General features: G+C 47.4%; 25 protein-coding genes and 1 tRNA gene. 17 read left to right on the plus strand and 9 right to left on the minus strand.

The window, feature by feature from the left end:
* Positions 1-56 precede the first annotated feature (56 nt).
* Both zwf and uvrA read left to right on the plus strand, forming a co-directional pair.
* Complete coding sequence (gene zwf, locus C7I86_RS04520; RefSeq protein WP_010872081.1) at positions 57-1,586, plus strand: glucose-6-phosphate dehydrogenase; 1,530 nt, start codon at positions 57-59, stop codon at positions 1,584-1,586.
* A gap of 157 nt (positions 1,587-1,743) precedes the next feature.
* Complete coding sequence (gene uvrA, locus C7I86_RS04525) at positions 1,744-4,656, plus strand: excinuclease ABC subunit UvrA (RefSeq protein WP_010872082.1); 2,913 nt, start codon at positions 1,744-1,746, stop codon at positions 4,654-4,656.
* Between the two features lie 137 nt (positions 4,657-4,793).
* Here uvrA and C7I86_RS04530 read toward each other — a convergent pair whose 3' ends face one another.
* The 8 genes from C7I86_RS04530 to C7I86_RS04570 all read right to left on the minus strand — a co-directional run bounded on the left by C7I86_RS04530 (position 4,794) and on the right by C7I86_RS04570 (position 11,173).
* The gene (locus C7I86_RS04530; RefSeq protein ID WP_010872083.1) at positions 4,794-6,329 is read right to left on the minus strand and encodes a P-loop ATPase, Sll1717 family; all 1,536 of its coding nucleotides are present in this window, start codon (positions 6,327-6,329) and stop codon (positions 4,794-4,796) included.
* Positions 6,330-6,422: 93 nt separating this feature from the next.
* Positions 6,423-7,208, minus strand: a complete 786-nt coding sequence (locus C7I86_RS04535; RefSeq protein WP_010872084.1) for an IS5 family transposase — start codon at positions 7,206-7,208, stop codon at positions 6,423-6,425.
* A gap of 134 nt (positions 7,209-7,342) precedes the next feature.
* On the minus strand, positions 7,343-7,756 hold the full coding sequence (locus tag C7I86_RS04540; protein ID WP_020861563.1) for a type II toxin-antitoxin system VapC family toxin: 414 nt from the start codon (positions 7,754-7,756) through the stop codon (positions 7,343-7,345).
* Complete coding sequence (locus C7I86_RS18900) at positions 7,749-8,150, minus strand: hypothetical protein (protein WP_010872086.1); 402 nt, start codon at positions 8,148-8,150, stop codon at positions 7,749-7,751. Before C7I86_RS18900 ends, C7I86_RS04540 begins: the two co-directional genes overlap by 8 nt.
* Positions 8,151-8,168: 18 nt before the next feature.
* Positions 8,169-8,327 (minus strand): hypothetical protein, encoded by a 159-nt coding sequence (locus tag C7I86_RS18905; protein ID WP_020861565.1) that lies wholly within the window; start codon positions 8,325-8,327, stop codon positions 8,169-8,171.
* Positions 8,328-8,617: 290 nt separating this feature from the next.
* Positions 8,618-9,676, minus strand: coding sequence for a threonine-phosphate decarboxylase CobD (gene cobD, locus C7I86_RS04560; protein ID WP_010872087.1), 1,059 nt, complete (start codon positions 9,674-9,676; stop codon positions 8,618-8,620).
* Between the two features lie 61 nt (positions 9,677-9,737).
* Positions 9,738-10,040 (minus strand): HU family DNA-binding protein, encoded by a 303-nt coding sequence (locus tag C7I86_RS04565; protein ID WP_014407089.1) that lies wholly within the window; start codon positions 10,038-10,040, stop codon positions 9,738-9,740.
* 275 nt (positions 10,041-10,315) lie between these two features.
* Positions 10,316-11,173 carry a GNAT family N-acetyltransferase gene (locus C7I86_RS04570; protein ID WP_010872089.1) on the minus strand — a complete coding sequence of 286 codons (858 nt, stop codon included), beginning with the start codon at positions 11,171-11,173 and terminating at the stop codon, positions 10,316-10,318.
* A gap of 167 nt (positions 11,174-11,340) precedes the next feature.
* Between C7I86_RS04570 and C7I86_RS04575 the strand changes: the two genes are divergently transcribed.
* From C7I86_RS04575 to gntT, 8 genes are all read left to right on the plus strand, one after another.
* Positions 11,341-12,810, plus strand: a complete 1,470-nt coding sequence (locus tag C7I86_RS04575; RefSeq protein WP_010872090.1) for a hypothetical protein — start codon at positions 11,341-11,343, stop codon at positions 12,808-12,810.
* Positions 12,811-12,908: 98 nt separating this feature from the next.
* A complete protein-coding gene (locus C7I86_RS04580; protein ID WP_010872091.1) occupies positions 12,909-14,345 on the plus strand; it encodes an ATP-dependent DNA helicase RecQ in 1,437 nt (478 codons plus the stop codon).
* Between the two features lie 289 nt (positions 14,346-14,634).
* A complete protein-coding gene (locus C7I86_RS04585; RefSeq protein WP_010872092.1) occupies positions 14,635-15,504 on the plus strand; it encodes a glycosyltransferase family 2 protein in 870 nt (289 codons plus the stop codon).
* Between the two features lie 57 nt (positions 15,505-15,561).
* The gene (cbiD, locus tag C7I86_RS04590; protein ID WP_020861568.1) at positions 15,562-16,698 is read left to right on the plus strand and encodes a cobalt-precorrin-5B (C(1))-methyltransferase CbiD; all 1,137 of its coding nucleotides are present in this window, start codon (positions 15,562-15,564) and stop codon (positions 16,696-16,698) included.
* Positions 16,699-16,787: 89 nt separating this feature from the next.
* The gene (locus C7I86_RS04595) at positions 16,788-17,723 is read left to right on the plus strand and encodes an NAD-dependent epimerase/dehydratase family protein (protein WP_010872094.1); all 936 of its coding nucleotides are present in this window, start codon (positions 16,788-16,790) and stop codon (positions 17,721-17,723) included.
* A gap of 73 nt (positions 17,724-17,796) precedes the next feature.
* The gene (locus C7I86_RS04600; RefSeq protein WP_010872095.1) at positions 17,797-18,429 is read left to right on the plus strand and encodes a DUF3782 domain-containing protein; all 633 of its coding nucleotides are present in this window, start codon (positions 17,797-17,799) and stop codon (positions 18,427-18,429) included.
* A gap of 111 nt (positions 18,430-18,540) precedes the next feature.
* Complete coding sequence (gene ispF, locus C7I86_RS04605; protein ID WP_010872096.1) at positions 18,541-19,026, plus strand: 2-C-methyl-D-erythritol 2,4-cyclodiphosphate synthase; 486 nt, start codon at positions 18,541-18,543, stop codon at positions 19,024-19,026.
* Between the two features lie 156 nt (positions 19,027-19,182).
* Positions 19,183-20,550: a guanitoxin biosynthesis MATE family efflux transporter GntT gene (gene gntT, locus C7I86_RS04610; RefSeq protein ID WP_048908426.1), complete on the plus strand. Its 1,368-nt coding sequence runs from the start codon at positions 19,183-19,185 to the stop codon at positions 20,548-20,550.
* On the opposite strand, the gene crtR is transcribed toward gntT, so the two are convergent.
* The gene (gene crtR, locus C7I86_RS04615; RefSeq protein ID WP_010872098.1) at positions 20,547-21,485 is read right to left on the minus strand and encodes a beta-carotene hydroxylase; all 939 of its coding nucleotides are present in this window, start codon (positions 21,483-21,485) and stop codon (positions 20,547-20,549) included. The genes gntT and crtR overlap by 4 nt on opposite strands.
* 3 nt (positions 21,486-21,488) lie before the next feature.
* Between crtR and C7I86_RS04620 the strand changes: the two genes are divergently transcribed.
* The 7 genes from C7I86_RS04620 (at position 21,489) to C7I86_RS04650 (ending at position 25,233) form a co-directional block, all read left to right on the plus strand.
* Positions 21,489-21,776, plus strand: a complete 288-nt coding sequence (locus C7I86_RS04620) for a hypothetical protein (RefSeq protein WP_041428170.1) — start codon at positions 21,489-21,491, stop codon at positions 21,774-21,776.
* Between the two features lie 47 nt (positions 21,777-21,823).
* The gene (locus tag C7I86_RS04625) at positions 21,824-22,036 is read left to right on the plus strand and encodes a chlorophyll a/b-binding protein (protein ID WP_010872099.1); all 213 of its coding nucleotides are present in this window, start codon (positions 21,824-21,826) and stop codon (positions 22,034-22,036) included.
* 108 nt (positions 22,037-22,144) lie between these two features.
* Positions 22,145-22,396: a hypothetical protein gene (locus C7I86_RS04630; protein WP_020861571.1), complete on the plus strand. Its 252-nt coding sequence runs from the start codon at positions 22,145-22,147 to the stop codon at positions 22,394-22,396.
* A gap of 263 nt (positions 22,397-22,659) precedes the next feature.
* Positions 22,660-23,331 (plus strand): sigma-70 family RNA polymerase sigma factor, encoded by a 672-nt coding sequence (locus tag C7I86_RS04635; protein WP_010872101.1) that lies wholly within the window; start codon positions 22,660-22,662, stop codon positions 23,329-23,331.
* Between the two features lie 182 nt (positions 23,332-23,513).
* Positions 23,514-24,056 (plus strand): anti-sigma factor, encoded by a 543-nt coding sequence (locus C7I86_RS04640; RefSeq protein WP_020861572.1) that lies wholly within the window; start codon positions 23,514-23,516, stop codon positions 24,054-24,056.
* A 23-nt stretch (positions 24,057-24,079) separates the two neighbouring features.
* Positions 24,080-25,078, plus strand: a complete 999-nt coding sequence (locus tag C7I86_RS04645) for a permease (protein WP_010872103.1) — start codon at positions 24,080-24,082, stop codon at positions 25,076-25,078.
* 74 nt (positions 25,079-25,152) lie between these two features.
* Positions 25,153-25,233 (plus strand) — tRNA-Leu (locus C7I86_RS04650).
* Positions 25,234-25,252: the final 19 nt, after the last annotated feature.

The raw sequence follows: 25,252 nt of genomic DNA on the forward strand, positions 1-25,252 counted from the left end.
TCGGGAATTGTGAGTTATTTTAAAGCGTAAGTGGCCACACAATACGAGCATTCCCCATGGTAACGCTACTCGAAAATCCCTTCCGCACTGGACTCCGTCAAGAACGCACTCCAGAACCCCTCATTTTGACCATTTTTGGTGCATCCGGGGACCTTACCCAACGGAAATTGGTGCCAGCCATCTACCAAATGAAACGAGAGCGCCGCTTGCCTCCAGAGTTAACGGTGGTCGGTTTTGCGAGAAGGGACTGGAGCCACGACCATTTTCGTGAGCAGATGCGTAAGGGCATCGAAGAATTTTCCACCGGCATTGGCAGTGAAGACCTGTGGAATGAGTTTGCCCAGGGTTTATTCTACTGCTCTGGCAATATGGATGACCCAGAAAGCTATCTCAAATTGAAAAACTTCCTGGGGGAATTGGATGAAAAACGTAACACCAGAGGCAATCGAGTCTTTTATTTAGCTGTTTCCCCCAACTTCTTTCCCCCGGGTATTAAACAATTGGGGGCAGCGGGTATGCTGAGTGACCCGGTTAAAAGTCGCATTGTGATCGAAAAGCCCTTTGGTCGGGATTTGAGTTCAGCCCAAAGCTTGAACCGGGTAGTGCAGAGTGTCTGCAAAGAAAATCAGGTGTATCGCATCGATCATTACCTGGGCAAAGAAACGGTGCAAAATCTGATGGTGTTCCGCTTTGCCAACGCTATTTTTGAGCCACTGTGGAACCGTCAGTTTGTTGATCATGTGCAAATTACCGTAGCAGAAACGGTAGGGGTAGAAGAACGAGCCGGTTATTACGAATCCGCCGGGGCTTTACGAGATATGGTGCAGAATCACCTCATGCAACTGTTTTGTCTCACCGCCATGGACCCCCCCAATGCCATTGACGCGGACAGCATTCGCAACGAAAAGGTTAAAGTGTTGCAGGCTACCCGTTTAGCGGATATTAATAATTTGGAAAATGCCGGTATCCGGGGCCAATATAAAGCTGGTTGGATGGGAGGCAAACCAGTGCCGGGTTATCGAGAAGAACCGGGGGTAGATCCAAGTTCCACCACTCCTACCTTTGCGGCCCTCAAACTGATGGTGGATAACTGGCGTTGGCAGGGGGTGCCCTTCTATCTACGCACGGGTAAGCGCATGCCTAAAAAAGTGAGTGAAATCGCAATTCAATTCCGGCAAGTACCTCTGTTAATTTTTCAATCGGTGGCCCACCAAGCTAATCCCAATGTGTTGAGTCTAAGAATTCAGCCCAACGAAGGCATTTCCCTGCGTTTTGAGGCAAAAATGCCCGGTTCAGAACTGCGTACCCGCACTGTAGATATGGATTTTAGTTATGGTTCATCCTTTGGAGTGGCCGCAGCGGATGCCTATCACCGCCTTTTATTAGATTGTATGTTGGGAGACCAAACCCTGTTCACAAGAGCCGACGAGGTAGAAGAAGCTTGGCGAGTAGTAACTCCGGTGTTGTCGGCTTGGGATGCCCCCAGTGATCCTCTTTCCATGCCCTTGTACGAAGCTGGAACCTGGGAACCAGCGGAGGCAGAATGGTTAATTAATAAAGATGGCCGTCGCTGGCGCCGACTTTAGACTGCAACGGTCATCGAAAGCGATCAAAAAAATCTGTATCAATTTCGTAAACTGTTCTGGGTTTTAAGCCTATTTCTAAGTAAATGGCGATCGCCAGCCAAGATTAGCAAAGACAGTTTAAAATCGTGAAGAAAAGTTAAGAGCCTTGTCTCCCCCTATGCCCGAACAAAATAGCATCCGTATTCGAGGCGCTAGACAACATAACCTAAAAAATGTGAATCTAGACCTGCCCCGCGATCGCCTGATTGTGTTTACGGGGGTGTCGGGGTCAGGCAAATCTTCCCTAGCTTTTGACACTATCTTTGCAGAGGGACAACGGCGTTATGTGGAATCCCTCAGTGCTTACGCCCGACAGTTTTTGGGGCAGTTGGATAAGCCTGATGTGGACAGCATCGAAGGGTTGAGTCCGGCTATTTCCATCGATCAGAAATCCACTTCCCACAATCCCCGCTCCACCGTGGGTACGGTAACGGAAATTTACGACTACCTCCGTCTGTTATTTGGCAGGGCTGGCAGTCCCCATTGTCCCCACTGCCAACGGAATATTGCCCCCCAAACCATTGACCAAATGTGTGATCGGGTGATGGAGTTACCGGACAGAACTAAGTTTCAAATTCTTGCTCCGGTGGTAAAGGGCAAAAAAGGGACCCATGTGCAACTACTTTCTAGCTTAGTTTCCCAAGGCTTTGTGCGGGTAAGAATTAACGGCGAAGTGCGAGAATTAAGTGACAATATTGAATTAAAAAAGAACCAAGCCCACACCATTGAAATAGTTATTGATCGCCTGATCAAAAAAGAAGGTTTACAGGAACGATTGGTAGACTCACTCAGTACTTGTTTGAAGCAAGCAGAAGGCACCGCCATTATTGACATTTTGGACAAGCCAACGCTGGCAGTGTTAGATGGAGGTAAAAAAGACGACAAAGAAGCATTAAAAGCGGCAGAAAACGGCCAGGCTTACCATGCAGAGTTACCCAAGGAAATTATCTTTTCAGAAAACTTTGCCTGTCCAGAACATGGGGCGGTGATGGATGAACTTTCCCCCCGCTTATTTTCTTTCAACTCCCCCTACGGTGCTTGTCCCGATTGCCATGGAATTGGCTTTGTGCGGTCTTTTTGCCCAGATTTGGTCATTCCTGATCCCGAAAAACCAGTGTATGTGGCGATCGCCCCCTGGTCAGAAAAAGATAATTCCTATTACTTGTCGTTACTGTACAGTTTAGGACAGCATTTTGATTTTCAGTTACAAACTCCCTGGAAAAAGCTAACCAAAGAGCAAAAGGAAATAATTTTATACGGCACAGAAGAAGAAATTTGGTTTGAAGGGGAATCCCGTTACCGCAATAAACAAGGTTATTATCGTCGTTTTGCTGGAGCATTAAATATCCTGCAAAAAAATTATGATGAAACCAATTCCGATGCCATTAAGCAAAAGTTAGAAAAATATATTATTAATCAACCCTGTCACACCTGTGGCGGCAAAAGGTTAAAGCCAGAAGCATTAGCAGTAAAACTAGGGCAGTACAACATTAACAATTTAACCAGTGTGCCCATCCGCCAGACCCTGGAACGGATTGAAAATCTAGAGTTGACTTCCCGGCAAGCCATGATTGGGGAATTGGCGTTAAAGGAAATCAAAGCCCGTTTGCAATTTCTCCTGGACGTAGGTTTGGATTATCTGACCCTCGACCGGGCCGCCATGACTCTATCTGGCGGAGAAGCCCAACGGATTCGCCTGGCCACCCAAATTGGTTCCGGTCTCACCGGAGTTTTATACGTTTTGGATGAACCAAGCATTGGTTTGCATCAACGGGACAACAATCGCCTGTTGGCCACTCTGACTAAGTTAAGGGATCTGGGCAATACGTTAATTGTGGTGGAGCATGATGAAGATACTATCCGCCACGCCGATTATATTGTTGACATTGGTCCGAAGGCGGGCATCCATGGTGGAGAAATTGTCTGTCAGGGGGATTTTCAGACTCTACTAAAAAATCAAAGGTCTCTTACTGGGGCTTACCTATCCGGTCGGGAGGCGATCGCCACTCCGGAGGAACGGAGAAATGGCAACGGAGCCAAGTTAACCCTCCAAGGTTGTTGCCATAATAATTTGCGTAATATTGATGTGACCATTCCCCTGGGCAAACTGGTGTGTGTTACAGGGGTATCCGGTTCCGGCAAGTCCACCCTAGTCAATGAATTGCTCCATCCGGCTCTGCAACATTATCTTTCTCGCCAAGTAGCTTTTCCCAAGAATTTAGGGGAAATCACCGGCCTCCAGGCGATCGATAAAGTCATTGTCATTGACCAATCCCCCATTGGCCGCACTCCCCGCTCCAACCCCGCCACCTATACAGGTATTTTTGACTCCATTCGAGAAATTTTCACCCAAACCATTGAAGCTAAAGCTAGGGGTTATAAGCCGGGACAATTTTCTTTCAACGTCAAAGGGGGACGCTGTGAAGCCTGCGCTGGTCAGGGAGTTAACGTGATTGAAATGAATTTTTTGCCCGATGTGTATGTGCAATGTGATGTGTGCAAAGGAGCCAGATATAACCGGGAAACGTTGCAGGTGAAGTATAAAGGTCATTCCATTGCCGATGTGTTGGCCATGACCACCGAGGAAGCCCTGACAGTGTTTGAGAATATTCCCAGGGCAGTAAATCGCCTGCAAACCTTGGTAGATGTGGGTTTGGGTTACATCAAACTGGGTCAACCGGCCCCCACTTTATCCGGGGGAGAAGCCCAACGGGTCAAACTAGCTTCCGAGTTATCTCGCCGGGCCACGGGCAAAACTTTGTATTTAATTGATGAACCCACCACCGGGCTATCTTTTTATGATGTCCACCATTTGCTCAACGTTTTGCAAAGACTAGTGGATAAAGGCAATTCTGTTTTAGTCATTGAACATAACCTGGATGTAATCCGCTGTAGCGATTGGATTATTGATCTGGGCCCCGAAGGTGGCGATCGGGGTGGAAAAATTATGGTTGCAGGAACCCCGGAAACAGTGGCGCAACATCCAAGTTCTTACACAGGGAAATATTTAGCGAAGGTATTGCAATCTTAAATGTGAGAAAAACTTAAATATATTTTCACTATTTAATCTAAAGTCACTGTTGACCGGGTCGCACCGGACAGATCAACTTCACCAAACCGCAAAACCTGTGACTTCGTGTGCAACGGTTTTTTATTTGACAGTTTAGGTCAAGATGCGTCTCGTGGTTCTTTCAAGTTCAACGCACGGATTAAACCATCATGCACTTTATAAAGGTCAGATTCAATAAACCCTTGTGATGGATAAAAACAGCGATAGCGCCAAGTGGTAGACGCTCCAATCTTAAAGCCGACCACTGAGTTGTCAAAAAGAAAACGGAGATCGTCCAGAATTCCAGTTTGCGTAAATTCAACCCCCAGTGCCCTTAGCTGCGATTCCAATTCGGCACGAGTGAATTGAGTTGATGCATGGTTTTGAATTGCAGAAAGTAACTTTACAATATGCGAGTACTGGATAAACCATTCATCGAGTAGTTCCTGACGAAGCCATTCAGAATATCCTGGTTCGGCTGTGTAAATTGCTTCAACGGGCAGATGATCGAAATTAGCTGGGGTTTCTTCGAAAGGATCATTAACGCTTTCCTTCACAGCATCAATTGTACGGCTCAAGAAACAAATCATATCTCTTGGGCGCATCATGGTTCGTTTCAAGAGGTAGTTGGAAGGTTTTGAGCGCTGCCGCATCTCGTTTTTGTCAAATAATCCATCTAAATCCTCCACCGCATCCACGTCGTTTTTTTGTGCAAAATAAGAAAGGCGACGCAACAAGAGCTTAAAAAGGTCGTCACGATCCCACTTAAGCAGAGCGCCACAGTCTTCACGTAGTTTGTTAGAGTCGTTCAGTGGCAGTACGGAAAAGATATCCTCACGGAGGAAAATGATAGGTCGAACCACGCCATTATACTTTGCTGTTAGAGAGTCAGATGCGGACACTAGGCCAGCAAGGACTTTCCGCGATACATCGAGAGAGACATTATCCCAGGCCTCATCGACCCGATCAAAGCAGATAACTGTTCGATATTCACAAGGTTGAATTTTCGCAAGTGCGGCTTCCAGATAAGCAATTATATTGCTAACGTTCTGGGCTAATGCAGTGCGGATGTCATTGTCTGCCGAAACTTCTTCAAAAGACAACTCACCGCCAGAAACTTCCACGGAGTCAAAGCTGCCATCTTCCAGGTCCAACCCTGCTCTTGGTAACTTTACCTTCGAAAGTCCGAGTAACTTCCGCCCAATTAATTGGTAAACCGATGGCAGAGGATGATCGAACAGTTTCTCAAGCAGGGTTTGGGCTTTTGCAATTGGTTGAGGGACTGTAACACCGTCCTTGGCGCAACGAGAGGCGTAAGCCTTGATAACTTCGACTAAAATCACGAATCGCCAAGAGTGCTTATATGCGAGTGATTCGGCCGTTTCACTATTACTTAGTAGAGAATGTACTTTCCAGTTGTAATCCTCAAACGAAAGAGAAACAAGTATATCTTTATCACTAAGATACTGATGAGGGTTCTCTTTCAGATATCTGAAAACCGCAGTCTTGCCTGCTCCCTTTCTTCCCAGTACCAAAAATGATGACTTATTTGTGAGTACTGAATTCAAAACACCGTTATCATAGAAGTAATTGACGAGCTCGTCGTCTCGCTCAGCAGAAACCTTGCCAACATTTATCCATTTAAGAACGCTCATGTACTTCGATTGTCCTCAGAAGGTAGTCAAATAACTAACGACCATGCAGCAGGTGCGATATGCTCACTCCTCTTAGAAAGTGTTTGAAAAGTTTTAAGCAAGCCTTTGAAGCATGAGATGAACCATGGCAACATAGAGCATTGTCTCACTGGTAGTAGGTAAATATTCATAATCCTTGCTTAAACGACGATAGCGGCCAAACCAAGCAAAGGTGCGCTCGACTACCCAACGGCGGGGTAGGACTTCAAAGCCTTTTTGTCCCTGCTTTTTGCTGACGACATTCAAATTCCAACCAAAAGTATGCTCCACCCAATAGATAAAATCCTTTCCGCCAAAGGTGCTATCAGTCCATATAACTTGCAGGCACTGCCAAAGGGGAGCAAACCAGGTAGCAAGTAGAATCAGACCCTGATGGTCGGAGCGATGGGCACCATGGACGACAACATCGAGAAGTAATCCCATGGTATCCACGAGGATTGTACGTTTACGACCATTGACCTTTTTTCCGCCGTCATAGCCAGTTTCTTGGCCAGTTCCAGCCTTTTTAAGTGACTGTGAATCTAAACAACCGGCACTAGGGTGAGTATTTCTTCCAGCTTTGAGCCGAACTTTCTCACGGAAGATACGGTTTAATTTTTTCCAGGTACCATCTTCGTGCCATTGCTGGAAATAACCATAGACCGTTCGCCATTTAGGAAAATCATGGGGCAGAAGTCGCCAGGCACACCCCGTTCTGAACATGTAAAAAATAGCATTGAGTATCTCCCGCAGACTAGTTTTCCGTTTTCTTCCCCCAGTTTTTGCTTTGGGTAAATGAGGTTCTACCAATTGCCACTGGCTATCAGTGATGTCCGTGCTGTAAAATTCCCGGATTATCATTAATTATGGTGAAAATTTTATTCTTTTCACCATTTTCCATTCTTCACCCTACTTTTCAAACACGCTCTAAGAGCTTAGCAGTAGGAAAGATTTTTGAGTCACCATAAGGGTATTGCGGCCATTGACTGCTGTGATTAATCCCTTAATAGTGCCCGAAATCCTGCCTGCTGAAAATGGATATCGGCAGTCAGTACATCAGTGATTCCTCGATCCTGCATCACGATGAATGATATGCAGTCCACTAAACCCCATTCCTTGTCTTCTCGTTGCTTAAACAAATTAAATGCTGATTTGTATAGACTGTTAGTTAATAGAACGACTTCAACACTGGGATCAGTTTCCAGGGATTCTAAAAGTTGGATTGCCGCTTTTCTATATCTTTGCTTAGAAAGCGCATTGCCTATCTCTAGCAAGATACCTTGGGTTGTTACTAGACGAATTTTGTTAGCCTCAATTTGATTAGCAAGCTGAATAGCCCGTACATGATTTTGATCAGTGATGGAAGATAATGCGATCGCAAAAGATGTATCTAAAAAAACTTCAGTCATTGTCAGAAAGAGTTTCCCCATACAAATATTGATCAATTTTCTCTGACCAATCAGGTTCACCCTGTAATTTTAAAGACTGAGCAGTTTGAAGAAACGTTTTAGGTGCTTTTACTTCATTTGGTAGAACACTTTCAACAACAATTCGCACCCTCGTACCTGCGGCAAGGTTTAAGGGAACTTCCAATTGAAGAGCTGTGCCGTCAAATACGGCTTCGAGTTCTTGAAGCATCATTTTATAAAAGCTGTGGACTTTTTTCAGTATAGCCTGACCTTCTTTTGTATTATCAAGACTTGAACGCTGAGTTGAAATCAAGCTCAATAGATACTGCTTTCTCAATTTCTTCCCAGTAAATATCTTCCAGGATGCCCTGTTTGTTCTTAATTCTCTGAGCATCAACAGCCCTTAGTTGGCTTAAGTTAATGTGGCGATCGCCATCTCGATGATTGCTTCAACGGGATAATCAATTTCCGTGGCACGAGCAGTTAGGGCATCTTGAATCCGATCTGGTAAACACCTTAAAATAATTTCTGCATCAGCGGACGAAATTTGCTCCGAAAATTTCACTTGCACGGCCTAGGACTCCATAGGAATTTGGACATTGCACGGCGGCTCAGTTGTCCTTAAAATAATCGCCTCCAGTTCCAATAATAACCTAGGGTTTTTTGAGTAAGGTATAAGGAATAACGTTTGAAGACTATCGGTTGAACCCAAGTTAGGTAAATATAATCTTTGCCGGATAGCTTCATTACTCTGCAAGCAGGTTTTTATTATTCCTAATTGCTCTTGTATCGGTCTAGGCATTGAACACCTGAAAGCATGCCATTGATGGAGCTACTCCGATCTTTTAAATATTTTTGTATCTAGCTAGGGGCGGCCGTGGCCATAATAGTAGCTAGGGCCTGGGTTAATTTTTGGTTATCTGCCATTGTCCGCACTGCCACTCGGAAAAAATCCTCACCTAATTCGGGAAAACTAAGACAATCTCGGATCAAAATTTGGCATTTAGTTAATAGTTCTTCTTGAAGTTCTGGAGCAGGTATGGTCGTTTTTACGAGCAAAAAATTGGTCTGACTCGGCAAGGGAAATAGCCCTGGTAAACTCGCTAAATCTTGCTGCAATGCGCTACGGGCAGGGGGTAACCATTGCCAAACCAGTTGACGAAATTCCTCGGCTTCCAAACTGGCGATCGCCGCCGCTTCGGCCAACACATTCACAGGCCAGGGGTCCCGCCAAGCTTGCCATTGAGCTAAAAGATCTGGGTGGGCTAGGGCATAACCTAAGCGTAATCCGGGCAAACGATAAAACTTGGTCAGAGAGCGGAGAATAATTAAATTGGGATGTTTCTCCAAATCCCCCACCAGACTTTGCTCTTCTCCCGGGGGCAGAAAATCCATAAAAGCTTCGTCCAACAACACCCATTGATAGTGGGGCAGGAGGGCAAGAATTTCCTCCCGAGCTAGTAGAGTGCCGGAGGGATTATGGGGATTATTGAGAATTAAACCGTGGTGTGAGGACTGGACGGCTGAAGTATTGGCAATTTCCGATGGCGATCGCAATTTTCGCCAAGGCCATGGTTGATCAACCTGCCAGGGAATAGTTTTAAGCTCGGCTCCGGCTCCCCGCCAACTGCGGCCATAGTCCCCAAAGGCCGGGCCCACCACATAGGTACAATCCAAACTAGCAAAAGTGCGCCCCGCTAGGGTTAACAATTCCGCGGAACCGTTGCCCGGCAACACCCAATCCATCGACAACTGATGATGATCGGCGATCGCCTGACGAAGATGAATATATTGGGGGTCGGGATAGTGGCGCAGGGCCGGCAAAGCTGACTCAATGGCGGCCAGGACAGAGGCGGGGGGGCCCAAAGGATTAATACTGGCGGAAAAATCTAGTAAAGAAAAAGCTGGACAGCCTGCCATCTGCGCTGCCCAACCCAAATTACCACCGTGGTGGGGTCGCTCAAACAAAGGTCAGTGGCAATTATTTTTTCTCAGGAGCAACTTTATCTTTGAACATTTTGCCTGCGGAGAAAGCCGGCACCTTAGTGGCTGGAATGAGCATTTTATCCCCAGTTTTGGGGTTACGGCCCTCCCGTTCCTTACGTTCCCTGGCTTCAAAGGAACCAAAGCCCACTAGGGTTACTTTTTCCCCTTCGGCCACCACTTCCATGATGCAATCAATGGCGGCTGAAATTACCGCATCTACCTCCTTTTTAGTGATGCTTTCCCCCAGTTGCTCTTTCGCTTTGTCCGTGACCGCATGGACTAATTCGCCTTTATTCATCTGAAAAAATCTCCTTGAGAGTGAGTTTGTTGGAATAGACTCATTTTTTAGGCATTTTCTCCCCATAACAGGGTCATCGGGAGGCTCCACAGCCCGGATAGACACAGAAATTTGGCATTAAAAACCCCTGAAATCCCCGCAGACTGGCTGTTTCACTGCCTTATTCTATGCACAAAGTGTGGAAGTAGGATCACTTTTCCCCACGAATTTTTGCAGTTTTGCGGGATTTTGTCACAATCCTTTACGAAAACTTGGATTTTACCCGGACTTAAAAGTTAACCTAACTCAAAGGATGTAACTCCGTAAATTTTATCTAGGGCGATGGAGGGGGCTTGCCCAGTGTACATTCGAGCAGTTTCAAAAACTACCTGCAGGCTATATTTCGTTGCTAGAGTGATCGCCGCTTGGTTGGGTTCTGGCACATCTAGGTAAATGGTATTTTCCGCTGTAGGAATTGCTTTTAGAGCTAAAAAGATAATTTCCGCTACCTCTGGAGTATCAGCAAACAGAGGGCCAATTTTGTAACCTACTCGGCAGGGGCGTAGAACGCCATAACCCCGTAAAATCCCATCTTCTTGGTAGGCGATCGCCTGGTGCCCCGATTGATGACACCATGTTCGTAAAAATTCTTCCCTGGGGGCAGGAAAGCATTGATCGTCATAGGCCAATACATCTTCCCAGGCCATGGCATCTTCTAGAGGGACCAGATGGGGGGATGGGGACGATAGGCCGCCGGTAACACCCTGGTAACGAATATTGCGGTAAGCCAGATGAAAACCGGATTTTTGATAATTTGCCTGTTGGGCCAAAACTCCGTCCAAACCGATATTGCAGCCTTGTAAATAGTCCAAAGCCCTTTGCCAAATTTGCCAGCCGTAACCCTGACCTCGATACTCCGGTTTGACAATGTAAAAGCCGATAAAACCAAATTCTTGGTTGTATTTCACCGCCGAAATGGTGGCAATTGGTTCCCCGTCCAATAAACCCACGAAAAATCCCTGGCGATCGCCTTGGTAAAAACAGTCAGCATCTTGGTGACCGGGATTCCAACCCTCCGCAGCCGCCCAATCCACCGCCAAAGCAATCTCCGCTGCAGTCATCGTTCTGATCAAGTATTTCTGCTCAGTCATCACCTTTAGTCACTATTAACTTCAACGTTTGCTGACTTGGTAAAGGGAATTGTAACCAATGCCGAAACCGCCCCAATGCTAGCATTAACCTGGATTGCCATAGATTTTAGTCAATTAAAAACCTCGAATCTTAACAATCATTAACTTACTCACCCTGGGAGAAACTGCGGATGGTATCGATCGCCGAACGGACAAAATTAAACCTGCCCCCCATTGCTGGTAAAGAAGCGGAAATATTAGCCGTTGTTAATGAAAATAAACCGGTGTTTTTACACCAAACCAATTTGCAGTTGGAGAATTTGCAATCGGCCTGTGCCTGCGCCCTGCATATGCACCAACCCACCATTCCCGCCGGGCAAGATGGGGCGTTGATTTCCAATCTGCAGTACATGTTTGAGCATCCTGGGGAGGGGGATAACCACAACGCCGATCCCTTTGCTTGGTGTTACCGTCGGTTGGGGGAAATTATTCCCCGTTTAGTGGCGGAAGGTTGCAATCCCCGCATCATGTTGGACTATTCTGGCAATTTGCTCTGGGCGTTCCAGCAAATGAGCCGCAACGACATTCTTGATGACCTGAAACGGTTAGCCTGTGATGCCCAATATCAGCCCTATGTGGAATGGTTGGGAACCATGTGGAGCCATGCGGTGGCCCCTTCCACCCCCATCCCCGATTTGAAGCTACATATGTTAGCGTGGCAACAACACTTTGCTGATATTTTTGGTCTGGAAGCATTACAACGGGTGAAAGGTTTCTCGCCCCCGGAAATGCATTTACCCAACCATCCTGATACTTTGTTTGAGTATGTTAAAGCCCTAAAAGAATGCGGTTACCGTTGGTTGATGGTGCAGGAACATTCCGTGGAAAACCTCGATGGTAGTGGCCTTTCCGGTGATCAAAAATATGTTCCCAACCGCTTAGTGGCCCGCAACTCCCGGGGAGAAACGGTGAGCATTGTCGCTCTCATTAAAACCCAAGGTTCCGACACCAAGTTAGTGGCCCAAATGCAGCCCTATTACGAGGCCTTAGGGCGGGGTAAACAACCTGTGGGCAATCACCACATTCCTGCCTGTGTCACCCAAATTGCCGATGGGGAAAATGGCGGCGTCATGATGAACGAATTTCCCCCTGCCTACGAGCAAGCGACTCGCAAAATGGCGGAAAATGGCGGTAAATCCGGCACAGTGGCCATTAATGGCACGGAATATTTAGAACTACTGGAAGCGGCCGGCGTGCAAGAGTCCGATTTCCCCGCGATCCAAGCCATTCAACAACACAAAATTTGGCAACGGGTTAATCCCGATTCCCCCAGCCATGAACAGGTGGAAAAGGCGATCGCCGAATTGAAAGCCACGGACCACCAATTTGGGATGGATGGAGCTTCTTGGACTAATGATCTCAGTTGGGTACAGGGCTATGAAAATGTGCTCGAACCAATGAACCAACTCAGCGCCAAATTCCACCAAAAATTCGATCGCTTAGTGGCGGAAGATCCCAGCGTTACCCAACGGGAGGATTATCAAAACGCTCTGCTATATCTGTTATTAGTGGAAACTAGTTGCTTCCGTTATTGGGGCCAAGGCACCTGGACTGATTATGCCCGGGAATTGTACCGTCGGGGGGAAGAAGCTTTAGCTTAATTTTTCCGGTTTACTGGGGACAATAAGCTTGGACATAGTTAGGTAAAATTTGACCAACTTTGCAGTCTCCCGGTAAATCATCAATCCCATTGCCTGCCATGGCTGATCGCCAATCGTTGGAAGAAGCTCTCCGCCGAATTTGGGGCTATGACCACTTTCGCTATCCCCAGGGAGAAGTAATTGATTGCCTATTGGCCAGGCGGGATTGTCTGGTGGTACTACCCACTGGAGGAGGGAAATCTATTTGCTTTCAATTGCCGGCATTATTGGGGGAGGGATTAACCCTGGTGGTTTCACCGTTGGTGGCCCTCATGGAAGACCAGGTACAAAGTTTACGTAGGCAAAATCTGCCCGCCGCCTGTCTCCATAGCCAATTGAGTCGCCCCGAAAGAAAACAGGTGTTGTACCAATTGGGGCAACAGCAACTAAAGCTCCTTTACCTTTCGCCGGAAACCCTGCTGAGTGAGCCAGTCTGGAATTTGCTCCGGCAACCCCAGGTCAAATTGCAAGGAATCATGCTCGATGAAGCCCATTGTTTGGTGCAGTGGGGAGATAGTTTTCGTCCTGCCTACCGCCGTTTGGGAGCCCTGCGTCGGGGATTAGGCAGAGACAAGGGCCAGATTCCCCTGGCCGCCTTCACCGCCACAGCCGATCGCCAGCAACAGAATTTGATCGTAGAAGGATTGAATTTGCGATCGCCGGAGTGTTTTCAGGTCAGCCCCCATCGCCCCCAACTACATCTGAAAGTCAAAATGGTGCTGAGTGAATATTGCCGCCGGCAACAATTACGGCGTTTTTTGCTCAAGCATCTCCAGGAAAGCGGTTTGATTTACGTCCGTACCCGCACCATGGCCATCAACTTAGCCCAATGGTTGCAGGAACGGGGCTTTGACAGCGAAGCTTACCATGGCGGTTTGGGCCCCCACCAACGACGACAGTTGGAACAAAAATGGTTAACGGGGCAAATTTCTTCGGTGGTTTGCACCAATGCCTTTGGCCTGGGCATAGACAAGCCCGATACCCGTTGGGTGTTACATTACCAAGCCCCCCTGATGTTGATGGATTATCTCCAGGAAGTGGGACGGGCCGGACGAGATTTGCAACCGGCAGAATGTCTCACCTTAGTTAGTGAACCCACCGGTTGGTTGGACTCTGGCGATCGCCAATTGCGTCAGTATTTTTTGAGTCAAGCCAGCAAATATCTACAACGAGCCGAGGTCTTGAGTCAACAAATTCCATCCCAGGGCAACCTAGGGCAACTAAAAGCCCATTTTCCCGATTTGGAAATGGCTCTGGCGTGGCTCCACCGTCGGGGTAATTTAGAGTGGTTAGATCCATTTAACTACCGCATTAACCCCGGCCATTACCAGGCCAATCCCCTGGAGGAATTGAAAAGCCAGTATCGCCTGATGACCCAATACCTGACCACTTCCCGTTGTCGTTGGCAAACGATTTTGGTTGCCTTTGGTGACAATTCTCCGGCGGCGAGGCGACCCTGTGGCACCTGTGATAATTGTTTAGTTGGACGCTGCTAATTTTCAGGAGCCTAGGGGATGGTTGGTAACTGGGATTAATGATTTAGATATAAAATCTAATACTGATCCAGGTAATATGCAACGAACGTGGTCCTATTTTACGGACCATCGACATTTATATATTCTCTGTAAACAGCCTTAAATTTAGAGAGTGTTTGAAAAGCCCCCCTGGCTCCCCAAGTTTGGGGGAAGTTAAGTAAAAGTCACCCATTATTGGGGGATTTAGGGGGCAAAATAAAACTTTTCAAACAGATTCTTAGACATTTATTCATCTTTTTTTCCCTGCACCATGGTTAATCAGCCCCTAGTAAGCATTATCATCCCCGCCTACCGGGCCGAAAACACCATTGCTTTTACCGTTCGTAGTGTGTTGGCCCAGACCTATGACCATTGGCAGGTAGCGATCGGTGTGGATGACCAGGTGGATTACCTGCAACTATTGGCTGAACAGGGTATTAATGACCCCAGGCTAAAGCAAGTTTTTACCGGGGGCATTGGTAGTGGGGAGGCGATCGCCAGGAATAAGGCGGTGAGTATTTGTGATGGGGACATTCTGGCCAACTTAGATGCGGACGATGCCTTTGCATCCGATCGTCTGGAAAAGTTAGTACCCCTAGCAGAAAAATATGGCGTGGCGATCGATAACACGGGGGTTTATAACAGTGAATTGGTGTTGTATAAGCAACCCTTTCCCCAACGACAAGCACTGAACTTTGCCACAGCGGCGGATATTCTTAGTCCCCGCATTCCCTTTTTTCCAGTTTTTCAACGGCAATTGTTGGGAGATGGCTGGACGAAAGTGCCCTTTGCGGCGGATGTACTTTTCAATTTAGAGCTATTGAGTCGCACGGAAAAAGTAGCTATTCACCCCGAGCCCCTCTATCGTTACTATAAACGGGACAATTCCATTACCCAATCCGCCAATGCTTTTGAAACTGCGGAAAAAGCCTATCTAACTATTTTGTCTCTGTTAGACGAAGGCGCTTTGACTTTAACCGATGCAATTCGTCAAGCGGCCCGGCAAGAGTTTAGTGAAAATCTAGCTTTAAATAAAGTTTTTCGTCGTTACATGGAAGAAGGTCGTTGCCAAAATCTAGAACAATTTTTAGATATGACAAATAATGGGCAGAAAATTGAGTTTGTTTCTAACCTTAACTAAGTTAATTGCTCTATGATCATCGCCCTATTTTTTGTAATTAATCAGTAGCGAGAAAATTTGTCTCAGTCTATCTCTGCCCAATCTGGTTATACCCTGCCCGTGTTTGCCTGTGCGTCGGCGATCGCCGCTGTGGAAACCTTGCTCACTAGTAACTGTCCAGATTCGGTCACGCTGGAACTATTGGAACCGGCTAGAACGGCGGAAATTGCCATTGAACAGGGGGCTTTGCTCGGTCATCACAGAGCCTTGGCCATCACCCGCAGCGAACCGGGCAATAACTTGGATTTAACTCGCCATACCCCCGTTTGGGCGGAAGTGGAATTTACCCCAGGGGAAGGAAAACTGATTATTCAAGGGGGAGAAGGCATTGGCAAACAGCTTGATAGGGAAGGCCAAGCCGCCATTTACAGCTATGCCCAACGATTATTAAGACACCATTTGCAGCCGTACATAAGTGGAGATCAAACTCTGATGGTTTCCTTAATTTTGCCCCTTGGTCGAACCTTAGCCACTCGCACATCCAATGCAGCTTTTGGGGTGGTGGAAGGTCTATCTTTGTTAGGCACCAGCGGCATTGCCCAACCCCTCAGTGCTCCGGAGCAACTGGCAGAGTTTCAACAGCATTTGACTAGTGCGGCTCAACAACATCAATGCTTAGTATTTTGCCTGGGAGAAAACGGTTTAGACTTAGCTCGACAGTGGGGAGTACCCCTAGACCAAATGGTAAAAACGGCCAATTGGTTAGGCTCCCTTTTTGTGGCGGCGGCGGCCGTGGGGGTACAGGAAATCTTGCTCTTGGGTTACCACGGCAAATTGATCAAACTAGCCGGGGGCATTTTCCACACCCATCACCATTTAGCCGATGGCCGTTTGGAAATTCTCACTGCCCAAGCTGTACAAGCAGGTTTACCCTATCCCCTGGTACAGGAACTTGGCCAAGCACCCACCACGGAAGCAGGGTTAAAGCTATTACGCCACTGGCAAACGGAGCAAAATTGTCCTTGGGTTAGCAAAATTTACCAAGCCATGGCGGACACCGTCGATCGCCGTTCGGAGGAATATGTTTATAAAGTCAGTCAACATCAATTAAAAGTGGGCAGTTTACTATTTGATGGCGATCGCCAACCGGTGGCAATTAGTACTCAAGGTCAGGCCATGGCTGATAAATTGGGGATGACCATACCAGAAACTTAGCTTCCTGCTTAAAGAAAACCCCACAATTCCGGGGAGGCACAGCCTAGGGGATAATGGGAAAGTTGCCATTTGGAGGGAGACAGTAGACCATGCGCATTTTAATTATGGGAGGAACCCGTTTTATCGGTATCCATCTCTGCCGGGTGCTGGTGGCCCAAGGTCATGAAGTGGTCCTATTCAATCGGGGAAATCGTCCTGACCCCGTCAATGGCGTGGCCCAAATCCATGGCGATCGCCGGGTCGCTGAACAGTTGCGCGAAAAACTAGAAAAGGAAGAATTTGACGTAATTTTTGACAACAACGGTCGGGAGTTGAGCGATACCCAGCCCCTGGTGGACTTGTACAATGGCCGAGTACAGCAATTCGTTTACATGAGTTCCGCTGGGGTTTACCAAGCATCATCCCAAATGCCCCACCGGGAGACCGATGCGGTGGATCCCCAGAGTCGCCACAAAGGCAAATTTGAAACGGAACGCTATCTAGCCCAGAGCGGCATTCCCTGGACTGCCATCCGCCCCACCTATATTTACGGTCCCCACAATTACAATGCCCTCGAATCCTGGTTTTTTGACCGTTTAGTGAGGGGTCGAGCCATTCCCATCCCCGGTAATGGTCAATACATCACCCAACTGGGCCATGTGGAAGATTTGGCGATCGCCATGGCCAAAACCATTGTTACCCCAGCAGCGATCGGGCAGATTTATAACATCTCCGGCGATCGATACGTCACCATGAATGGTCTAGCTCAAGCCTGTGCCACCGCGGCGGGTCTTGATCCCCAGGGCGTTAAATTAGTCCACTATGACCCCAAGGATTTTGACTTTGGTAAACGCAAAGCTTTTCCCCTGCGTCAACAACACTTTTTTGCCGATATTCAAAAAGCCCAAGACCATTTAGATTGGCATCCCAATTATGGTTTAGTAGAAGGCTTAAAAAATAGCTTTCAACTGGATTATCTGCCGTCCGGTAAAGGGGAGGAAAAAGGAGATTTTGACCTAGACGAGCAAATCCTGGCATTCAGTTAATTTAGGGTATTAAATACCAATGTTCACAAAATTTTGAGAAGTTAACTATTAGTGAATACCACGGAGGAACATAATGGCCACCACTGCCGATGAAGTTTGGGCCCTACTGGGGGAGTTGATTGAATCCCAGAAAGAAACTGATCGCCGTATGCAAGAGACCGATCGCCGTATGAAATTAACGGATCTTCAAATGCAGGAGACCGATCGTCGTATGCAAGAGACCGATCGACTTATCAAAGAAAACGGTCGCTTTATCAAAGAACTGGGGAAACAAATTGGTGGGTTAGGGAAAAAATTTGGTAGTTTTACCGAAGGCTTGGCCTTGCCTTCCATGGAGCGCATTCTGCAGGAGCGTTTTGGCATGGAAGTTATTAGTCCTAGTGTCAGGGCCAGCAAAGGAGGGCAACACCTAGAAATTGACGTTCTAGCCTATGCCAACAGTGACATTAATACCGCTTACGTGGTGGAAGTAAAAAGCCATCCCAGGGAAGAGTCCATTACCCAACTAAAAAATTTGCTCCAGAAGTTTCGTACCTTCTTTCCTGAACACAAAGATAAAAAGTTGTATGGCATTCTGGCGGCGGTGGATTGGTCAGATGACTTAAAGCAACAGGCGTTACGGGAGGGTTTATATGTGGCCAGCATCCACGATGAAGTTTTTGAGTTGGCAGAGACTCCACCTGATTTTGAGCCTAAACTCTGGTAAAGATTTAACGGATCAACCGGTTTTTTTGGGGGTTATTCAAGTAACCCTTAGTAAGCTAATTATTCTCTACTTGCCCAATTTATTTAGATTATTTGAACTCACTAAATTTCTATGACTGCTCTACGCATCGGCAACGGCTACGATATCCACCGCCTCGTAGGCGATCGCCCCTTGATTTTGGGGGGAGTTACCATTGCCCACCATTTAGGACTGGATGGCCACAGCGATGCCGACGTGCTGACCCACGCTTTAATGGATGCTCTCCTAGGGGCATTGAGTTTGGGGGACATTGGCCACTACTTCCCTCCCAGCGATGCCCGGTGGCAGGGGGCCGATAGCCTCAAACTTTTGGCTCAGGTGCATCAATTAATCCTTGAACGGGGTTGGCGAATCAATAATCTGGATAATGTGATTGTGGCAGAACAACCCAAACTTAAACCCCACATCCAGGCCATGAAGGAAAATTTAGCCAAAGTTTTGACTATTGATCCAGATTTAATTGGCATTAAAGCTACCACCAACGAGCGTTTGGGCCCCACGGGAAGGGAGGAAGGCATTGCCGCCTACAGCGTGGCTTTGTTAATCAAAGAAGGGTAAACACCGGACCATGGGATAGAAGATTCTTGTCCTATCCATGCCACTGGTAAAGGTTGTTACGGTTTGCCTGTTGCAAAATGTGAGAAGAGCAGTCTAATCTGCCCTGTGAATTTTGACCGCATTTTTGCTTGGCCGCTGACCAGTTTAGAAGTCTTTATGAATCTTGCCCTGCCTAGCCAGTATCAATTCTTACCCCGTTTTTTTCGCCTAGCCACCATTGCTGTCCTTTCCAATATGATGGTGCCCTTAGCTGGGTTAGTGGACACCGCTTTTTTGGGCCATCTAGAAGACATTGATTATTTAGCAGGGGTGATCCTCGGCTCGATTTTGTTTGATTACCTCTACCGGGTCCTAAAATTTTTACGCACCAGCACCACCGCTCTCACGGCCCAAGCTGTGGGGGAAGAAGACCAGGCGGAGGTATGGGTGGCGGGACTAAGAAGTGCCTTGGTAGCCCTATTGTTGGGTTTGGGCATTTTAGCCTTGCAATATCCCTTGCAAAAATTCGGTTTTGCCCTGTTAACTGGGGCTCCAGGGGTGGAGCAGTCGGGTATGGACTATTTTTACGGCCGGATTTGGGGGGCTCCGGCGGTGCTGCTCAATTTTGTCATCTTGGGCTGGCTATTGGGACAAGAACGCAATGGTTTAGTTTTGCTCATTTCCCTGGTGGCTAATTTTTCCAACGTTGGTCTGGACTATTTGATGATTAACCGTTGGGGGTGGGCTAGTGCGGGGGCCGGTTGGGCCACTGCCAGTAGTCAGTATTTAGCTCTGGCCCTAGGTTTGATCTCCATTGTGGTTCTAGCCCAAGGGGAAAAAGAGAAGGGAGAGTTTAAAGCGGCGATCGCCAAATTATCGGACTGGGGAGCGTTGCGGGCCACCATTGCTCTGAAAGGGAACATCTTGATCCGTTTTGTGATTTTAATCACCACCTATTCTTTGTTTACTAATATCAGTTCCAGCTTTGGCACGGAAGTCTTGGCCCAAAACGGTCTGCTGTTACAAATTGCCCTGCTTAGCCAATTCACCATCCAAGGGGTGGGCATGACCAGCCAAACCCTGACTGGTAATTTCAAGAGTAAAGGGGAATATCAATTGTTATTGCCGGTTTTACTCACCGCCATCGTCACCACCCTATTAATGGCCCTGGGCTTTGCCGCTGTGGCGATCGCCTTCCCCGAAACCCTATTCGGACTGTTAACCAACCATGCAGAAATCAACGACAGCGTCCGTCAATACACCATCTGGCTGATTCCCCTGTTGGAGAGCACCGCCCTGGCCTTTATGCTGGAAGCCTATTTCATCGGGCTTAAAGCGTCCCAACCCCTTAGGAACGGAGTGCTGTTTGCCTTCTTCGGGATCTATTTACCCTGCCTTGGGCTAGCCATCTGGCAACAGAGCAATAATCTGCTGTGGTTCTCCCTGGTCTCCTACATGTTGGGCCTAGTGGTTTATCTGGGCTGGCAATTACTTACCCGATTTTCACCGCAAACTCTAGCTCTGGAAAGCAAACAACCTAGCTAGGGCTTGTCAGATGATTGAGAATTATTATGGCCGTGAAAACGAATACCAAGGAAAACATCATAGAGGAAGCTCCAGAAATTTTTCCCTTCCAGTAATCCCAGGGATTGATCACAACCCTTCTCATCCAAAATGGGCTTGGTGATGTGATAGGTGTTTTGGTACTGATACCAAGGAATAGAAGGCCAAAGGTGGTGGATCAGGTGGTAATTTTGCCCGAAAATGAGCCAATTTAAAATGGGGCTGGGATAAACCCTGGCATTTTTCCAACGGTTGCGTTCTTGGAAAGGTCGATGGGGCAGGTAATCAAAAAACAGTCCCAGGGCAATGCCAACAATTAAAGCAGGCACAAACCAGTAATTCATCACAAAGCCGATAAAGCCGTAATGAATGCCGAGAAAAACGATCGTGAACAACACAAGCCGACTTAAGAACCACTCTAGTAGCTCATATTTGCGCCATAACCGCCGTTTAAAGAAAAAGATCTCATGGTAGAAGAACCGGGCGGCAATGAGGAAGAGGGGACCGCCGGTGGAAACAAAATGGTCTGGGTCATTTTCAGGGTCATTGACGTTGGCGTGGTGTTGGAGATGAACCCGGGTAAAGACGGGAAAAGCAAAGCCCAACATTAAGGCACTACCGTGGCCAAGCACTGCATTAATAATGGTGTTCCGATGGGCCGCATTGTGGGATGCATCATGGATCACTGTGCCTGACAGGTGCAGCGCCAGCACCGAACAACTAAAACAAAGCCAGTGGGGCAGCCCCCATTGCCAGTAGCCAAAAACGTTAGCGAGCATTAAGAGAATAGCTATCCCGAACATGGCCACGTTGGGATTGAAGCCGCCGTCCGCCTGTAAAAACTCTTTTGGGACAGCTTGGGAAACGGTTTGCAGCGGTTGGGTCGCCTGCATTACTATGACGGACTCCTGGCACACGAAATGGGACGCACTTCTGGTCAGTTTATAGCAAAAATGCTGGGGAAAGGAAGACAACTAGGGAAAAAGAACAGGACATCAAATGGTCATTCCCCAGACCCTGGCGTCTTTGCCAGAGTAATCTCCCTGGCGCGGATGTTACACAAATGTAACGAAAAATATTTTCCCTCTCAGAATTTAGGCAAAGTGCCCAAACCCATCCTAGGCAAGCAATTCGTCCACCAACAAAAAGCTCTTTTGGTCAACAGACTTGACAAAAATCTTAACAATACGTTACATTTATTTACATAAGGTTACAAAATAAAAACCTCAAATACCCAATCAAGGAGATCAACACTATGACTAGCCGCGGATTTCGCCTCGACCAAGACAACCGTCTCAACAACTTCGCCATTGAACCCCCTGTGTACGTTGACAGCAGTGTTCAAGCCGGTTGGACTGAATACGCCGAAAAAATGAATGGTCGTTTTGCCATGATTGGCTTTGTTTCTCTCTTGGCAATGGAAGTAATTACTGGCCACGGCATTGTGGGTTGGTTGCTCTCTCTCTAATTGGCTGGGTGCATAACCAAGCAATCTACTGAACCAGGGCCTAGCTCCATGAACTACCAAAGGACTGCCCTTGGCACCGTGAAAATCGAACAAATAAGAGGTAAAACTATGAACGCCGACACTGATATTTATCAAAACAAAGATCTATTTGCCCCCGTTGTCTTCCGCAAAGACTTCAACCAATTTGCCCCCATCAACGGGAACCAAGCCTGGTCTTTATTTTTCACCGCCGGGCAAGAAGATAAGCAACTGGGCAACAGCCCTGAATTCGGTCGCTTTTTCACCAATACTCTCTTCGCCATTGGGGCTGCCACTTTCATCTGGGGTTACTTCTTCAGCCGTTGGGCTGACTTTCTCTAAAGCCTTGGTTTACCGTAAGCAGAGCCAAGCCACGGTACCACTTGCCATAGCACCACTGACACCCTTGGTACCGGGTGTTATTTTTTTTGCAATATGATCATGTTCTGTCGAAGTTTTGTCGAAATTTAGGGATAAAAAACGGGGAAAGTGGAGAGAAAAGTCGTTGTGCCTAGGCAAAAGTTTTAATTTTTTTAGCAAACACCTGTGATTCTAGAAACTCTTACGGTATCCTTACGTCAACTAGCCTATGTGAGGAGTCAGCCGTGTTGGGTAAATCCATGAATCAAGCCGTCAATACCAACTGGGCGATCGAGAGTGGCGGAGGCAAACTAAGTGCCCTGCCCCCGGAGTCGTTAACCAATGTTGACCTGATTTTGCTCTGTCAGCAAAAGACCCGTCCCGATAGTACCGCTTTTAATGAGTTGCTCCGGCGTTACCAGTCCCATGTGGATAAAATTCTTTATCACTTGGCCCCCGACTGGCAGGACCGGGCGGACTTGGCCCAGGAGGTTTGGATTCGGGTTTACCGTAACATCCATCGCTTAAACGAACCGGTCAAATTTAAGGGTTGGCTCAGCCGCATTGCCACTAACCTCTTCTACGACGAGTTACGCAAGCGCAAACGGGTTAGTCATCCCATTTCCCTTGACGCTCCCCGGCGCATGGATGACGGCGAAATTGACTGGGACATTGAATCTGATTACCCCAGTCCCGATGAAACTTTATCCACTGCTGAATTTTATGAATGTTTGCGTTCGGCCATTAAGGACCTACCTGAAGCTTTCCGCACCACCATTATCCTGCGGGAAATTGACGGTTTAGCCTACGAAGAAATTGCCGAAATCACCGGGGTTTCCCTCGGGACGGTTAAATCTCGCATTGCCCGGGCCCGGGCGAAGTTGCAAACTTTTTTACAGCCCTATTTGGCTTCCTAAGCCCACCCTAAACATTGAATCCTAGCTTCCGCCACCAGCAATGGTTTTTATTATTGGTGTTAGTCCCATCACCCTTGGTCTAGGGAGTGTCCAACTTTGTGAGGAGTGAATCGGCCAGAGTTAATAACAAACAGCTAATTCACTATTACTTGTCGGTGGAGATTCCCCCGAAGAGGTTTACTATGAATTCAAAATTTGACTTTGATTGTCCACGGCAGCCTTGGGATGGAGCTGAACCTGGAAATGAGGATTTATTGTTTGATGAAAAATTTGAGCTGTTGAGTGCTTACATTGACGGGGAGGTTACCCCCCAAGAGAAGAAACAGGTACAAGGCTGGATTGATAGCGACCCAGAGTTTAAGCAGACCTATCTGGGGTTGATTCGTTTGCAAAACGCTTTGCCCCAAGTGCCAGTGCCGCCGGCTATTGACGCCGATGTGTTGGCCCAGAGGGTATTTGCCAAACTAGAGCAGGAAAATCGTTGGCGTGGTATTTGGTTCTGGGGTAGTGTGACTGCCGCCGCTGTGGTGGTGGCCGCCTACTCTAGTATTCTGGGTAAACCCTTGGTTCCTTCTCTGAATCAGGCTAATTTGGACCCGGCGATCGTAGCCATGGATGAAGATCCTTTGATGGTTGCCATCCACGAGCCGATGTTTGAAGTGTTAACCAAAGTGGACCCTGGCCATGGGCCCGAAAATGAGGGAGCGGAACAAGGGCTGCATTAATTTGATTGTTGCTTTGCCCCTGGATGATTAATTTGGTTGAATTTAATCTGTTTTTAGATTTACTTGGTAGTGCCCTGTTGCTATCTCTGCCGTGGCTCCTGTTGGGAATTATCATTTCTAGTACTTTCCTAATTTGGACCGATGAGCAGAAATGGGTGGCTAATTTCCCCCGCAATCGTTTGCTCAGTAGTTTGGTGGGAAGCGCCCTCGGTTTTCTGCTGCCTCTGGGGGCTTTTGGTAGTGTGCCCTTAGTGAGGCGTTTACTTTTACAGGGAGCTCCCATTCCTTTGGCTGTTAGTTTTTTAGTGGCAGCACCCACCTTGAATATTTTTGCCATTGTCAGGGTCTTATCTTCCCGTCAATCTCAGTACGGTCTAATTTTTCTTTGTATTTCTTGCAGTTGGTTGATGGCGATCGTGATGGGGTTAGTTTTTAGTACCTATCGACTGGCCCGTCAACAGGCAGAGGACGAGGGGGAAACGGCCCTGTTAAACATTCCCCTATTACGGTCAGGGGCTTTGATTATACTCCAATCTTCGATGGAGGCGTCCCCAAGGCAGGGAGGGTTGGTTTTTGCCAGTGGAGTTAATCCTGTGGCAGATTTTTCCTGGCGGCAAAAGTTACATCTTTTTGGTCGTAACATCATTGAGGAATTTCAGGAATTTGGTGGGGTGCTAGTCATCGGGACGGCGATCGCCTGTGGCATTGTCTTTTTCCTTCCCCAGGCGTGGTTACTACAATGGGCTGGATTGGGGCCGGTACGGCAAACTGTACTAATGATGGGTTGGTCGTTCATTTTACCCCTGGGAAATTTTAGTAACCCAGATTTATTGGCACCCCTGGGGGAACAACTCTGGCGAGGGTCCATGGTTGCTTTTTTATTATGGGGAAGTTTGTTTAATTTACAGACCATTGGACTCTGGTTAGTAACCCTGAGACTGCGGCCCTTGAGCTACTTAGTGGTGTTAGTGGGCTTATCAGTCTTTCTTTTTGCCATGGTGACTAATTACTACTTAAGTTAGGCTCCATTATGGAAAAAATTTGTCCCCTGGTGGTGCTTAATTGGGGCGATCGCCGTGATATTATTACAGGTAACGCGGATGTGGCGGAATTGGTATACGCGCACGTTTGAGGGGCGTGTGGCTTTGCCTTGCGAGTTCGAGTCTCGCCATCCGCATTTTTGCCAATAACTAGAG

It is taken from the genome of Synechocystis sp. IPPAS B-1465 (assembly GCF_003015225.1).
GTDB lineage: Bacteria > Cyanobacteriota > Cyanobacteriia > Cyanobacteriales > Microcystaceae > Synechocystis.

Bases quoted from the DNA above. Each gene is read 5' to 3' on its own strand.
- zwf (WP_010872081.1), top strand. From the start codon at position 57: ATGGTAACGCTACTCGAAAATCCCTTCCGCACTGGACTCCGTCAAGAA.
- uvrA (WP_010872082.1), top strand. From the start codon at position 1,744: ATGCCCGAACAAAATAGCATCCGTATTCGAGGCGCTAGACAACATAAC.
- C7I86_RS04530 (WP_010872083.1), bottom strand. From the start codon at position 6,329: ATGAGCGTTCTTAAATGGATAAATGTTGGCAAGGTTTCTGCTGAGCGA.
- C7I86_RS04535 (WP_010872084.1), bottom strand. From the start codon at position 7,208: ATGATAATCCGGGAATTTTACAGCACGGACATCACTGATAGCCAGTGG.
- C7I86_RS04540 (WP_020861563.1), bottom strand. From the start codon at position 7,756: ATGACTGAAGTTTTTTTAGATACATCTTTTGCGATCGCATTATCTTCC.
- C7I86_RS18900 (WP_010872086.1), bottom strand. From the start codon at position 8,150: ATGCTCAGAGAATTAAGAACAAACAGGGCATCCTGGAAGATATTTACT.
- cobD (WP_010872087.1), bottom strand. From the start codon at position 9,676: ATGGCAGGCTGTCCAGCTTTTTCTTTACTAGATTTTTCCGCCAGTATT.
- C7I86_RS04565 (WP_014407089.1), bottom strand. From the start codon at position 10,040: ATGAATAAAGGCGAATTAGTCCATGCGGTCACGGACAAAGCGAAAGAG.
- C7I86_RS04575 (WP_010872090.1), top strand. From the start codon at position 11,341: ATGGTATCGATCGCCGAACGGACAAAATTAAACCTGCCCCCCATTGCT.
- C7I86_RS04580 (WP_010872091.1), top strand. From the start codon at position 12,909: ATGGCTGATCGCCAATCGTTGGAAGAAGCTCTCCGCCGAATTTGGGGC.
- C7I86_RS04585 (WP_010872092.1), top strand. From the start codon at position 14,635: ATGGTTAATCAGCCCCTAGTAAGCATTATCATCCCCGCCTACCGGGCC.
- C7I86_RS04595 (WP_010872094.1), top strand. From the start codon at position 16,788: ATGCGCATTTTAATTATGGGAGGAACCCGTTTTATCGGTATCCATCTC.
- C7I86_RS04600 (WP_010872095.1), top strand. From the start codon at position 17,797: ATGGCCACCACTGCCGATGAAGTTTGGGCCCTACTGGGGGAGTTGATT.
- ispF (WP_010872096.1), top strand. From the start codon at position 18,541: ATGACTGCTCTACGCATCGGCAACGGCTACGATATCCACCGCCTCGTA.
- gntT (WP_048908426.1), top strand. From the start codon at position 19,183: ATGAATCTTGCCCTGCCTAGCCAGTATCAATTCTTACCCCGTTTTTTT.
- C7I86_RS04620 (WP_041428170.1), top strand. From the start codon at position 21,489: ATGGGACGCACTTCTGGTCAGTTTATAGCAAAAATGCTGGGGAAAGGA.
- C7I86_RS04625 (WP_010872099.1), top strand. From the start codon at position 21,824: ATGACTAGCCGCGGATTTCGCCTCGACCAAGACAACCGTCTCAACAAC.
- C7I86_RS04630 (WP_020861571.1), top strand. From the start codon at position 22,145: ATGAACGCCGACACTGATATTTATCAAAACAAAGATCTATTTGCCCCC.
- C7I86_RS04640 (WP_020861572.1), top strand. From the start codon at position 23,514: ATGAATTCAAAATTTGACTTTGATTGTCCACGGCAGCCTTGGGATGGA.
- C7I86_RS04645 (WP_010872103.1), top strand. From the start codon at position 24,080: ATGATTAATTTGGTTGAATTTAATCTGTTTTTAGATTTACTTGGTAGT.